This window comes from Micromonospora sp. NPDC050784, from assembly GCF_044456765.1.
Taxonomy (GTDB): domain Bacteria; phylum Actinomycetota; class Actinomycetes; order Mycobacteriales; family Micromonosporaceae; genus Micromonospora; species Micromonospora foliorum.
Genome location: NZ_JBITGG010000041.1, coordinates 4,629 through 17,145 on the forward strand (window position 1 = coordinate 4,629; position 12,517 = coordinate 17,145).

At 65.6% G+C, this 12,517-nt stretch carries 11 protein-coding genes and 3 tRNA genes; 1 reads left to right on the plus strand and 13 read right to left on the minus strand.

Annotation, left to right across the window (positions count from 1 at the left end; translation table 11 throughout):
* Positions 1-135: 135 nt before the first annotated feature.
* The 9 genes from nusG to ACIBD9_RS32055 all read right to left on the minus strand — a co-directional run bounded on the left by nusG (position 136) and on the right by ACIBD9_RS32055 (position 5,782).
* Positions 136-858, minus strand: coding sequence for a transcription termination/antitermination protein NusG (nusG, locus tag ACIBD9_RS32015; protein WP_112584800.1), 723 nt, complete (start codon positions 856-858; stop codon positions 136-138).
* 38 nt (positions 859-896) lie between these two features.
* A complete protein-coding gene (gene secE, locus ACIBD9_RS32020; RefSeq protein ID WP_030329860.1) occupies positions 897-1,286 on the minus strand; it encodes a preprotein translocase subunit SecE in 390 nt (129 codons plus the stop codon).
* A gap of 213 nt (positions 1,287-1,499) precedes the next feature.
* Positions 1,500-1,572, minus strand: a tRNA-Trp gene (locus tag ACIBD9_RS32025).
* 129 nt (positions 1,573-1,701) lie between these two features.
* Positions 1,702-2,094 (minus strand): MaoC family dehydratase, encoded by a 393-nt coding sequence (locus ACIBD9_RS32030; RefSeq protein WP_396723266.1) that lies wholly within the window; start codon positions 2,092-2,094, stop codon positions 1,702-1,704.
* 1 nt (position 2,095) lies between these two features.
* Entirely contained in the window at positions 2,096-2,542 is a 447-nt protein-coding gene (locus ACIBD9_RS32035) for a MaoC family dehydratase N-terminal domain-containing protein (protein WP_396723268.1), read from the minus strand.
* Positions 2,543-2,667: 125 nt separating this feature from the next.
* Complete coding sequence (gene rpmG / locus ACIBD9_RS32040; protein WP_007073056.1) at positions 2,668-2,835, minus strand: 50S ribosomal protein L33; 168 nt, start codon at positions 2,833-2,835, stop codon at positions 2,668-2,670.
* Positions 2,836-2,969: 134 nt separating this feature from the next.
* Positions 2,970-3,042 (minus strand) — tRNA-Met (locus tag ACIBD9_RS32045).
* 24 nt (positions 3,043-3,066) lie between these two features.
* Positions 3,067-3,139: transfer RNA gene (locus tag ACIBD9_RS32050), tRNA-Thr, on the minus strand.
* Positions 3,140-3,232: 93 nt separating this feature from the next.
* Entirely contained in the window at positions 3,233-5,782 is a 2,550-nt protein-coding gene (locus ACIBD9_RS32055) for a putative bifunctional diguanylate cyclase/phosphodiesterase (protein ID WP_387174429.1), read from the minus strand.
* An 805-nt stretch (positions 5,783-6,587) separates the two neighbouring features.
* On the opposite strand from ACIBD9_RS32055, the gene ACIBD9_RS32060 reads away from it, so the two are divergent.
* Positions 6,588-7,253 carry a hypothetical protein gene (locus ACIBD9_RS32060; RefSeq protein ID WP_396723270.1) on the plus strand — a complete coding sequence of 222 codons (666 nt, stop codon included), beginning with the start codon at positions 6,588-6,590 and terminating at the stop codon, positions 7,251-7,253.
* Here the strand turns inward: ACIBD9_RS32060 and ACIBD9_RS32065 are convergent.
* The 4 genes from ACIBD9_RS32065 to ACIBD9_RS32080 all read right to left on the minus strand — a co-directional run bounded on the left by ACIBD9_RS32065 (position 7,247) and on the right by ACIBD9_RS32080 (position 12,017).
* The gene (locus ACIBD9_RS32065) at positions 7,247-7,810 is read right to left on the minus strand and encodes a hypothetical protein (RefSeq protein ID WP_396723272.1); all 564 of its coding nucleotides are present in this window, start codon (positions 7,808-7,810) and stop codon (positions 7,247-7,249) included. The two genes, ACIBD9_RS32060 and ACIBD9_RS32065, sit on opposite strands and share 7 nt — an antisense overlap.
* A gap of 282 nt (positions 7,811-8,092) precedes the next feature.
* Positions 8,093-8,212 (minus strand): DUF397 domain-containing protein, encoded by a 120-nt coding sequence (locus ACIBD9_RS32070; RefSeq protein WP_396723274.1) that lies wholly within the window; start codon positions 8,210-8,212, stop codon positions 8,093-8,095.
* Positions 8,212-9,057: a helix-turn-helix domain-containing protein gene (locus ACIBD9_RS32075; protein WP_396723276.1), complete on the minus strand. Its 846-nt coding sequence runs from the start codon at positions 9,055-9,057 to the stop codon at positions 8,212-8,214. Before ACIBD9_RS32075 ends, ACIBD9_RS32070 begins: the two co-directional genes overlap by 1 nt.
* 101 nt (positions 9,058-9,158) lie before the next feature.
* Positions 9,159-12,017: a hypothetical protein gene (locus ACIBD9_RS32080; RefSeq protein ID WP_396723278.1), complete on the minus strand. Its 2,859-nt coding sequence runs from the start codon at positions 12,015-12,017 to the stop codon at positions 9,159-9,161.
* Between the last annotated feature and the right edge of the window lie 500 nt (positions 12,018-12,517).

The following is a 12,517-nucleotide window of genomic DNA, read 5'->3' on the forward strand; positions in this document are numbered from 1 at the left end:
GGCGCGGGTGGGGGTGTGTCCCAGGCTTTTAATACCCCCGGCCGGCGCCGCCCCCCCCCCCCGGGCGCGGGGGCGGGGGGGGGGCCCCCCCCGCGGGGGGGGGGCGGGGGGCGGGCCCCGCCCCCCACGACCCAATCAGATCTTGGCGACCTGGTTGAAGTTGAGCTCCACCGGAGTCTCGCGACCGAAGATCGACACCAGCACCTTGAGCTTCTGCTGGTCGGCGTTGATCTCGCTGATCGTGGCCGGCAGCGACGCGAACGCGCCGTCGGTGACGGTGACGGAGTCGCCCACCTCGAAGTCGAGGACCTTGATCTCCGGCTTCGCCTTCTTCTGCTCGGTCTCGACAGCCGGCGCCAGCCACTTCAGCACCTCGTCGAGCGAGAGCGGAGCGGGCCGGTCGGCCCGGTCGGTCGCGCCGACGAAGCCGGTCACACCCGGGGTGTTCCGGACACAGGAGTAGGACTCGGCGGTCAACTCCATCCGGACCAGGATGTAGCCCGGGAAGACCTTGGCCTGGATCTGGGAACGCTTACCGTTCTTGACCTCGACCTCTTCCCGGGTCGGCACCTCGACCTGGTAGATGAAGTCCTCCATGTCGAGGCTCGTGATCCGGGTCTCGAGGTTGGTCTTGACCTTGTTCTCGTAGCCGGCGTACGAGTGCACCACGTACCAGTCACCCGGCGCGTAGCGCAGCTTCTGCCTCAGCTCCGCGACGGGGTCGTAGTCCTCGTCCGGTGCGGGCTCGGTCGTTGGGAACTCCGGCTCGCTGGCGGCCTCAACCGACTCGTCACCAGCCGCCGTCGCGACCGTGGACTGCTCGTCCACCGGTCCGGCGGTCTCGTCGTACTCAGGCACGCTCGCTCACTTCCGTCACTATGGCTGGAGGCAGCCGGTCAGTCCGAGTTGCCAAAGACAAACAACACGACCTTGGCGAAGCCGAAGTCCAGCACACCCACGATCGTCAGCATCACCGCGACGAACGCCACCACCACGGCGGTGTAGGTCAGCAACTCCTTGCGGGTCGGCCAGATGACCTTACGCAGTTCGGCTACGACCTCGCGGAAAAACCGGGCGATGCGGCCGAAGACGCCTACCCGACCCGTTTCCGACCGCGTGGTCGGTCGGCTGTCCGCCGACTCCGCCCGGGCACGGGACCGCGTGGCGGTGCCTCCCCGGGAAACCGGCTCGTCCGCGCCGGAGGCGTCGTCGTCGGCTACGTCGTCGACGATCTCGTCGTCCAGACGATCGTCGCCGTCGTCGTCGCGCCGCTTGTTGTCGGCCACTTCGCCCTCCGTCGCGGAATCTCAGGTCGCACGCCGAGTGGCGTACGCGGCGCTGGTCACGCCGGCCGGACCCAACCGTCCCGCGACGGGCCGCGGCCGGTGGATCACCCGGAGGGCCCGATTGCCTCGGAGCCACCCCGCCGATTCCACCACCACGGGCCGGACGCCGCCGAGCTGGCGGCGCGACCCACGGGAACGGTCAGGCCTGAGGCGCAGGGGTGACAGGACTTGAACCTGCAGCCTGCGGTTTTGGAGACCGCTGCTCTGCCAATTGAGCTACACCCCTATGCGGCAACACTCGCCCCACGCGGCCACAGACGACCGTGCAGGGGTCACTTGCCCCACGGCGGACCAGTGTACGGGTAGCCGCCCGACTTTCCCAACCGGTCTCTCCGCCACGCGTGGCGGGCTCGGTTCAGCGTGCCGTCCTGATGGTCGCCCGCGCCTGGGACAACACCTTCTCACCCAGGCAGGTGGCGGTCACCTCGAGTCGGGTGAGACCGTCCTCGGTCACCTCACGGACCCGCGCGGTCACCTCGATCTCGGTCCCCTGGTCGTCGTCCGGGACGACCACCGGCCGGGTGAAACGCACGCCGTACTCGACCACCGCGTCCGGCGAGCCGGCCCACTCGGTGACCGCCCGGCCGACCAACGCCATGGTGAACATGCCGTGGGCGATCACCCCGGGGAGACCCACCTTGGTAGCGACCCGGTCGCTCCAGTGGATCGGGTTGAAGTCACCCGACGCGCCGGCGTAACGGATCAGGTCCGCCCGGGTCACCCGGAACGTCTGTGCTGGCAAGTCCATCTCAGGCCTCCCCGCGAATGACATACCTGGCCCAGACCGCGACCACGGGTTCCCCGCCGACGGTGCTCACGTCGGTACGCGTGGTCAGGAAGCCGTGCCCACCCCGGGTGCTGACGTCCTCGATGGTGTTGGTGCAGACCAGCTCGTCGCCGGCGAACACCGGCCGGGTGTAGGCGAACCGCTGGTCGCCATGCACCAGGCGGCTGTAGTCGACACCCAGGGCCGGGTCCTCGATGATCTGGCGGCTCGCGGCCATCGTCACGATCACCGGAAAGGTCGGCGGGGCCACCACGTCGGGGTGGCCCAGCGCCTGCGCGGCCTGCGGGTCGTGGTGGGCCGGGTCGGTGGCACCGATGGCGCTGGCGAACTCGCGGATCTTTTCTCGGCCCACCTGATAGGGGGCGGTCGGCGGATAGGTCCGGCCGACGAAGGAAGGGTCCAGAGACATGCCGCGAACCTACACGGAAAGCCCAATCGCCGACCTGATCGGGAGGCGGCGGCGGAGCCGCACCAAACCGGTCAGATCGGCGATCGGAAAGCTTCGACAGCGGCCGGCCCGAGGCCGGCCCGCGATCAGCGGGTCTCGCGGTGGACCGTGTGCCGACCGTCGCGCGGGCAGAACTTCTTCAGCTCGATGCGGTCGGGGTCGTTGCGGCGGTTCTTGCGCGTGATGTAGTTGCGCTCCTTGCACTCCACACACGCCAAAGTGATCTTCGGCCGGACATCGGTAGCCTTCGCCACGGCGGAGTGCCTTCCTCGCTAACGGAAACAACTACGACGCGCCAGCCTAGACGCTGACAGCGCGGACATGCAAAGTGGGCGCCAGAAGCGCCCATTTTCTTACGACCACCGGCAACGAGCCCGGAAGACGAGAGTAGCGGTGGCCGGACTTGAACCGGCGACACAGCGATTATGAGCCGCTTGCTCTACCATCTGAGCTACACCGCTGCGATGGGTCCAGCTGAACCCTCGAGCCCCCTTACGGAATCGAACCGTAGACCTTCTCCTTACCATGGAGACGCTCTGCCGACTGAGCTAAGGGGGCCTGCGCGATCTCCCCGTGGGGCGCGCAGGAGTAAGAGTACACGGCCCGGCTCGACAGGTGAAATCGGATCCCCGGTGATCGTCCGCACCCTGCTCAGGGCACGACACGGAGGCGCGGCAGCTCCCCGTTGGAGATCGTCTCCGGCTCGACCTGGGCGCCGAACCAGGCAGCCAACCGCTCGTACGGCAGCGGCCTGCTGAACAGGAAGCCCTGCCCGATCTCACAGCCGATGTCCTGGAGAAGCTCCAGGGTCAGCTCGCTCTCCACCCCCTCGGCCACCACGGCCAGGCCGAACTGCTGGGAGAGGGTCACCACCGCGTTGACGATCGCCAGGTCCCCCGGATCGGTCGCCATGCCCTGCACGAAGGAGCGGTCCACCTTCACCTCGTGCACCGGCAGCCGCCGCAGGTGCGCCAGGGACGAGTCGCCGGTGCCGAAGTCGTCCACCGACAGCCGTACGCCGAGATCCCGCAGCCGCTGCAGGGTGGGGATGGGTCGGTCCGTGCCGTCCAGCACCCCCGACTCGGTGATCTCCAGGGTGAGGCGCTGCGCCGGCACCTTGTACTCGGTCAGCAACTCCTGGACCCGGTCCGGGAAGTGCTGGTCGATGAGCGTACGAGCCGAGAGGTTGACCGCGATGGGCAGCGGCTGGTTGGCCAGCGCCCAGTCCCGACTGCGGCGAAGGCCCTCGCGGAGCACCACCTCGGTGAGCCGACTCAACTGGCCGGTGTGCTCGGCCACCGCCACGAAGTCCTCCGGAGCGACCGTGCCGTGCGCCGGGTGCTCCCACCGGGCCAGACACTCGACACCGACCAGGCGCCGGTCCCGCAGAGTCACCTTCGGCTGGAAGTAGACCTCCAACTCGTCCTTGTCCAGTGCCTGGCGCAGGTCACCGGCGAGACCCAGTCGGCGCAGTGAACGAGACTCCAGCGCGGGGTTGAACAGCTGCACGCTGCCCGGCACCGACTTGGCCGCGGTGGCGGCGAGGTCGACCCGCAGCAGCAGGGTCGCCGCGTCGCTGCCGTGATCCGGGTGTACGGCCACCCCGACGGCGGTGTTCACGTCGAGGGTGAGCGCGTCGAAGACCATCTCGTCGCGGATCTGGTCACGCAGTTGGGCGGCCAACTCGAGCGCGGCCTCAGCGCTCTCCAACCGCAGGGTCACCAGGAACTCGTCTCCGCCGGCACGGCCAACCAGAGCCGACGACGGCGCGCTGGCCCGCAACCGGTTGGCGACCTCGGTGAGGACCTTGTCCCCGGCCGCGTGACCCAGGGACTCGTTGACCTGGCGTAGCCCGTCGACGTCGAAGAGCAGCAGCGCCACCACCTCGCCCGGCGCGCGGATCTTGACCGACTCGTCCAGCGCCCCGGTGATCCGCCGCCGGTTGGGCAGCCGGGTCAACGTGTCGTGGTGTGCGTCGTGCCGGAGCCGGTCGACCAGTCGCGAATTCTCCAGGGCCACTGCCGCGTGCGCGGCGACCGTCTCGAAGACGGGGATGTCGCCGGGCGTGAAATGACCGACGTCGCTGAGCCGGTTGACCACCTCGAGCGTGCCGATCACCGCCTGTCCCGAGTAGAGCGGCACCACGATGATGTCCTTCACACCGGTGGCGCGCAGCGAACCCCGCAGGCTCTCCTCGTCCCCGAGGCGAACACCCATCGCCAGACTGCGGCGCTGACGGCGGGCCTCCTCGCGGACGACCACCGGCGTCGGCGACGTGTCCAGGAGACCGGCGTCGTCGACCCGCGCGGTCAGCATCACCTCCGGGTGACGCCCCTGGGCGGGCAGCCACAGCGTCGCGTACTCGGCCTGCATGAGCCCCCGGATGCGACCGAGGAGGACGTCAGCCAGGTTGCCGCTCTGCCCGTTGGCGGTCATCGCCTGAGTGAGTTCGTACATGTCGCCGAGCGTCCGGTGCTGACGGAAGAACTGCTCGTACGACCGGTAGACCTTCGCGAGCGCGGCCGCGAGCACGACGATCAGCACGGACGACCACCAGGTCGTCCGCACCGCGATCAGGACGACCAGCCCGACGACAATGTTGACACCGGAGGTCAGCAGGGGCGGCAACGCGTTGCGCAGCACGCCCAGTGCCGCCTGCCAGCCGTGCATGATCGCGATGACGCCGGCCACACCGGCCAACGTCGAGATGAGGATCGTGCTGACCGCGACGAATAGCACGGCCCAGGTCCGTGGCCCGACCTCCCCCTGAATGGGCGGAAGCGCCAGCAGCACGAGCCCGGCCAGCGATGCGGCGGCAGAGGCGTTCGCGACGTTGAAGGCCAGTTTCGCGAGGCCGAACCGGTACCGCAGATGGGTGATCAGCGTCGAGAGCGTGTACGCCGCGACCACCATCAACGGCGGCAGGAAGAAGAACGCCAACACGAGTGGGATCTCGGTCAGCCTCGACCCGAAGGACTGGCGCCCGATGACAAAGTTGAGCATCGGTAGGCCGGCGACCACCATCACGGCCAACAGGACGGCGGCGAGCCCCCAGGATCGGAAATGGTCATGGCTGGCCAACCCGATAGCCGTCGAGAAGATTGCGGCCGCGAACGCCAACGGCCCGGTGATGAACCAGGCGTACTGGGCAGGGCGGCTAGGAGACCCTGAGCCACCCGATGCGGGCCGACGCTCGGCCATACCACTCCTTACCGGTCACTGCCACAGAACCATGCACGGCCGGCGAACGAAGCTGGCGACAACGTCGATCACGGTGCTGATGCCGCCTGCCCGACCTAGCGGAGTGGTGCCGTCCAGACGAAATCGAAGGCTTGGAACTCCCCGTAACCAGAGGCCCCGCCAGCCATCACGGCGAGAGCCAGAACTGCGAACACCATGCCGACCCGCCGGGCCAGCCTTTGACCAGACATCGCGTGCTCCTCGTGGCAGGGGTGTCGGGAAGGCAAGATTCCACGATGGTGCCACACCCGGGGCAGCCCGCAAAGCGGTCGGACGGCTGAGCAGCGCGGGCCCGTCCAGTCGGCCCGAACGCTTCAACGACGGATGCCCAGCAAGGTCGTTGGCTCGCCCCAGGAGGCGCGCAGATGATGCATGTTCAAGTTATAGCCACAATTTGGATCTACGTCATGGATGCCGCTTCCAGTTGCAAAGCCCGCTTGGAACCCAAAGCCGGCAAGCGTGCGCGACACCGGAACTTCTCCGCCACCGGAACTCCCCCAGGACGACTGGCGCCGGTCGGCGGTTCGCAACCGGTGACCAGTTGAACACAACAATCCTCTCGGATCCATAGGATCGGAGTCTCTCGATTATCACCGCCACCGGCGGATGGTTCGAGACTCTGTAGCCTTCGCGACGGATCGGCCAGCTCCACACGGCTGCCCGCTGGTGTTCGACCCATGCCATCCATCCTCGGCGCCGCCCTGCTCGCGGCCGCCTTGACGGCCGCACCAACCGCGTCCACCGCCTCCCCCGTGCCGGCTATCGCATGGTGGACCTCGGCACCCACGGCGGCGACAACAACTTCGCCATTGCCATAAACGACCGCGGTGACGTAGTCGGACGCGCCCAAGCCGCCAACGGCTCCTATCGCGGATTCCTCTGGCGCCAGAGCCGGATGACGATCTCGGCCCCTTCACCCCGACCGATGTCAACGACAACGGCCAGGTCGCCGCCTACCCCGAGGACGGCTCCGGCGGATACGTCTGGCACCACGGCGTCCGACGGCCGCTGGAGGACCCGTCCGCCCGGCCCGTGGCAATCAACAACTGCGGTCAGGTCGTCGGCCACACCGACACAGGCCCCGTCCTGTGGACGAACGGCCGCGCCCGGCCCTTGCCCCTCAGCGACGTGTCCGACGTCAACGGGCACGGCCAGATCTCGGGTGGGGTGTTCATTCCACCGGACGGCTTCCACGCAACCCGGTGGCACAGCGGCCGGTCACCGACTTCGGTGCCGGCCCCTTCAACCGCAGCAACACGTACGCCCTCAACGACCGCGGCTGGGTGATCGGCTGGCAGTTCTCGGCGGACCAGTCCCCGCGCGGCGTCCTCTGCCGGCACGGCCGCGCGCTGGACGTCGGCACTGCCGCGCTCGCATGCCAGTGCCCACTATCCGCCCACGCCCGACGCTGTCCACCTGCCGTCACTATTGACCGTCTCGAAGGAGGTGCTCGCATGGTCGTTCGGCACCAAGGTGCCAGACGCTCCCCGCCACAGCGACGGGATAGGTGACCTCTCTCGCCTGCCGGTCGGCGGTCTCGACCGACAGTCGCATCGACAAATGCTCACTCCCGAACGCAGTCGCACATTCGAGGTTCAGCTTGACTTCGACCCAGCCGGTACCGCCGGGACGTAGCAACACGGACTTTCCGGTGCCACGCACCAAAACGCCCGGTCGTTCCCCGGCAACCGCAACAACTGTGATCGGCGCAGGGCCAGTGTTGATCACCGCCAGCTGCCCATCCATCTGGAAAATACCTTTGACGTCCCCGCCGCCGCTTCCTGCCGACACAGGGATTGCGACGAGTGATACCGAAGCGGTCCGCTCCCGCTCTTCCTGCGAGTCTCGCAGCTCGTTGACACCGACACCACCAAACACAGCACCGACCAGGAAGACAGCGACCAGCCGAACGACCATCTTTGACCTGCGCATAAGGCGGTCAGGGCTGTCCACCGCCGGCTGGCGACTATCTTCGTCCAGATCGATCACTCCACGCTCCGCCAACATCGCGTTAGCCTATGGCTCACCTTTTCCCCGGTCTGCACCCTCCTCAGTTCCGCCATCAGCCGAGAGCCTCGCCGATTTTGTCGTTCATGGTGTCGTCTCCGCCGTCGATGCAGTTGGCGTAGACGCGGAGCAGGACGGCGACGCCGTGGCCCAGGCGCCGGGCGACCTCAGTCGGCGGGACGCCTGCATTCAGCCAGAGCGAGGCCGCCGCGTGCCGCAGGTCGTATGGCCGTCGGACGAGCGGCGATGAAACCTGTGATTCGGTCAGCGCCTTCTCGCGGGCAAGCTTCCACCAACTCCGTCGGCGTACGCGACCTCAACACACCCGCCGCTGTCGCTGGCGGAACTCTTGCGCCACTTGGCCCGGCTGAAGTCAGGACTCACTACGGCCTCCCGTCAGTTGATCGAGGATCCTCTAGATCCTCAATGTGACGAGCCAGTAACGCAAGGTGCTCTATGGAATCGTCCGGCGACAGGGCATCGGCGGCGAGCGCATCGAAGACGTCCGAATAGGTCTCCACGTCGCCCGGTGCCGACAGGTAGAGATCGGCCGTCTGGGACTCCACGAACACGACCCGGGGACTGGACTCGGCGCGGAAGTCGTACAGCGTGAACGGCACCACCGCCGAGGCCGTCCGGTCCACCCCCAGCGGAATGATCCGCACCGTCACGTTGGGCAGCTCGGCGCGCGTACGCAGATACGCCAGCTGTGACAGGATCACGTCACGACTTCCGGGCCAGGCGAGGAAGGCGCGAGCGTCCAGAAGCGCGGAGTACGCCGGGGCATCATCCGAGCGGAGCAGCGCTTGCCGGCTCATCCGCCGGGCAACGACCGCCTCCGGGTTAGGCCAACCGCCGCTGTAGGTGTAGGCAAGAGCATATTCGGGAGACTGCAACTGCCCCGGCACCATGAGCGGGTAATACTGGCGGATCGAGCGGACGCGAGTTTCGATCGCCGCGACCTCACCTTGGCGGCGAGTCACGCCACCGGCCCGGACGATCCATGCGCCACCGAATCCCTCATCGTCAGCCGTCATCGCGAGTAGCTCGGCACGAACCTCCTCGGGCACGCCGTAGTAGTGCAGCAGGCTGGCCAAGTCTCGAGTGCTCACCGCGATCCGGCCGTTCTCGATCCTTGACACCTTCGGCTGCGACCAGCCCAAGGCAGTCGCCACCTCCTCACCAGGCACACCCAAACTCTCTCGGAGGCGCTTCAGTTCAGCCGCCACCCGTTCTCTGTACGCGGATGCAGGCATTGCGACAACCTCCGAATGCATCCGTGCATACAGCGAGAGTCTAGGCCTAGGTCGGCCGCATGGGTAGGCTTGGTCTAGACCCCTCCCCCGCTCCCTCCCCCGCTCTTGTCTCTGCTAACCGGGTAGACCGAGACTGACCGCGCAGCATGGGGATCCGTCACGAGGAATCGAACCTCCCGCTGAACCACGACTCCTACCCTCGTCTGCAAGTCTTTCTCGTCTGCTCCCACGTTAGGAGAGGTTCTTTTCCAGGACCGCAAAATCTTCTCGGCCCGGGCCTGGTCAATGCCCTCGATCTCGCAGAGAGGCTCACGAGGCTCACCAGAGTCGACGGATGCCTCCTCGACCCTAAGGAACCTCGCCAAGTCGACGACGTAGAACCGAGACTGGTCAACCCCACGAGATTCCACCGCCGGCAAACCAAAAAGATCACCGGCAGCATACTTCCCGAGGCGGTCCCGGTTCATTCTCTGCCACCGGGCAGGCAAACCCAAGTCCCTAGCAATCCGATAACTGGCCGGAATAATAACTAACGAGGGTCGATACTCATCGCGAACCAGCGCCTCAATGGCCTGCTGTAGCCTCTCTCTCGGATTTCCTTTACCTCTGATTTTTCGAGACTTCTTGCGGATATTTGCCGCAACTGCCCCGAACTCGCCACGCGCGAGTCCCGCCCCGAGATCCCTGGCACTATGCTCAAGCCCAACCCAATTGGTAGGCGAGACGAATAATCCTTTGGCTAGCAGCTTCGGCTCGAAGCCAAAGCGTTGACGCCCCCACTGCTCACTCGGTATCCGGGCCGTGCTTGTTCCGCACAGGGCGAGCAGCTCCGCCAAGACGCTCTGCTCCCTCCATGCCTTCAGAACCTCCTGCCTGAATGTTGCAACCTTCGCCGGATCTAGCGGTTGGCGGATGAGGTCTTCCCGCTCAATCCTCACCTGCTCGGCGCGGGCCTCATCAATCGCCGCCGCCAGCCGCTCCGCCCTGAGTGAAGCCTCCTGCCCGTCAATACCAGCTGAGGACATAATTGAACCTTCGGAGAGTTCAGCCACGAACCCCTTCAGCCGATCGACGCGTTCTTCGATCATCCATTCAGCCGGACTGATCACGCCAGGGTTCGCCACGAGAAGTATCAACCCCAGCGCACGCAATACCGGCCCCGCGTCATCGATCGAATGTACGTCGCCCGTCGGCAGAGATGACAGCACCCAGTCCGCCATCGGGCCTTTCCTGTGCTCTAGCGCCAGGCCCACGGCAGCAACGGCATCCTCTGTGTCCGTAAAGCTACGCGCAATGCCCAATAGCAATGCATGGGTATCTGCGTCCAAAGTCGCCTTGGTCCCTACATGCAGTCCCCAGCCTAAGACTGCAATGCGCAGGGAGTCTCTGAGCCGGATGAGGCTGGCTCGTAGCTCGTTCAGCTCCAGGGAGGCCAGCGCCTCATCGCGCTCGACGGACAGACTCGTGGCAACGCCCGGGTCGGCCAAAGCTTGACGAGCGATCACTTCGTCAAGGTCGATGTTCCAATCCCGAAAGAGCTTCGAGAATTCCTTGTCAACCTCGTGGAACAGTTTTTCTGACCGATTGTCGAAGAGAATCTTCAGGCATTCGGCAACGGACCGGAGCAAAATCTCTATCGCCTCCGCCGCTTGCCGCTTCTGCCTAATGTCGACTGTGCTGTCCTCCAGGCGGATCCCTGACGTCAAGCTGCACAGGTCGACCTGATGCCTGCAGACTTTGCTGTTGAGCAACTCCTGCAGGTCGGACTTTGGATCTTTCGGAAAGCGCAGCGAGGATGTCGCTAGCCGCGAGGCTCCCTTCAAGATATCAGGGGCGTCTAAAGCTATGGCCTCGCTTCCTACCCTGTACGGGATGCCTGCAAGCGCGAGGGTCTGCTCTCGGAGGTCACGGCCGAACGCCGCGTCCAAGAGTCCCCAGATATCGTGCCGCAACTCATCTATTGGCGTAAAGCGGAACAGGTTAAGTTGGTCGAGGAAATTATTCTCCAGGCGTTGACCGTAGGCCGCCCATGCGCGTGGCCAGGCAAGCCACAGCTCGGTGTATGAGTCGACAACTGCGGCAAGCCCAGCACTCGACTCAGACCGTAGTGCTTCAACGCCCTCTTCCTTCAACTGGGTCAGCAGCCGGTTAATTCTGGACTGCCGATCATCTGTCGTCAGAGTGTATATGGGCCGCTTCAACTGCACAGGGTCAGGTGAACGCGTTGCAATTAGCGGAGAGTCCTTCCATACTTGATCACCGACCCGAGCAAGGACCACCAGCTTTGCGTCGCTCTGTTTTGCAACCGATCGGAGGCGACTGAGATTGATATCGAAGACCGATCCCCGCGATGCCGCCTTCTGCTGGGCAGGACCAACACTATGGGTGAATACTGTCTGGACATCCACCCCTGCATTCTTCGCCCAGTTTTGCAACTCGCCAAGCGCCACTCTTTCGATCGCCTCCTCCCTCACTAAGGAGGCCACTGTTGCTTCCACTTCGCTTAGACGCTGTTCCCGCAGCCAAGACGCGTCGATAATTCTCATTGCTCCGTAGACGAGGGCAGGCAATAGCGCGATTCCGGCGATAGAAATCAAAGCAACGACGTGTGTGGCGGCGACGGGAGGCCGCGGGGCAGGCCAGAACAACACTACCGGGATAGATGAGAGGCCAGCACCCCCGAGCATCAAATATTGCGCCAAGCCGGATCGCGCAGCATATTCCCAGATCGGCACAGCCGGCCGGGAGCGGGTCAATCCCTCGAAGGCAAACAGCACGACGGCCGTAACAAGCGCGAGGATTGAGCCCTCTACCTGCCAAAGAAGTCCCAGTAGATTCCTGGCTTCATTACCGTCCAGAAAGACACTGAGCGCCGGCAGGCCGGCCTCGAAGTCCACGTTGTCTTCGACTAGGCCTATCAGGAGGGCCGCCAATGGCACCAAGATGGGCAAAACATAAGGTAACGCGACAATATCCCAAGCCCGGCGAAAGCTGTGAAACCTTGAGAGGGTCCTACCGGCGCCTCGCTGAGCGTTGGCTATACGAGTGATGGCCAGATGCCGAAGAGAGCTTCTCCGCTGCAAGAGGGTTCGGACGTGCGCTTCCCAAGGCCTCATAACTTGGACACTTCGTGATTCACTCATGCACGCTCCGCCCCTCTGTTATGGGGCAGATTACCTGGAAGGCAACGACGGGCTAGAGGACAGCCCGCAATGACGGTCATGGAACGGTTACGGACGCGTGTCGTAGACGCAGACGCACCGCCTTGCCGAATTCCGCTCTATAGGATCAAGGCGGCCCGCAAGCGGGCCGCGGCGGGGGGGGGGGGGCGGGGGGGGGGGCGCCCCCCCGCCCCCCCCCCCCGCGCCCCCCCCCCCCGGCCAATTTATACCCCCGGGGGGCCCCCCCCACCCCCAGGTGTGTGGCACCGGGG

What these genes read in the sequence shown, in the direction of transcription:
- ACIBD9_RS32030 (WP_396723266.1), bottom strand. Translation starts at nt 2,094, where the DNA reads ATGGACTTGCCAGCACAGACGTTCCGGGTGACCCGGGCGGACCTGATC.
- ACIBD9_RS32035 (WP_396723268.1), bottom strand. Translation starts at nt 2,542, where the DNA reads ATGTCTCTGGACCCTTCCTTCGTCGGCCGGACCTATCCGCCGACCGCC.
- ACIBD9_RS32055 (WP_387174429.1), bottom strand. Translation starts at nt 5,782, where the DNA reads ATGGCCGAGCGTCGGCCCGCATCGGGTGGCTCAGGGTCTCCTAGCCGC.
- ACIBD9_RS32060 (WP_396723270.1), top strand. Translation starts at nt 6,588, where the DNA reads ATGGTGGACCTCGGCACCCACGGCGGCGACAACAACTTCGCCATTGCC.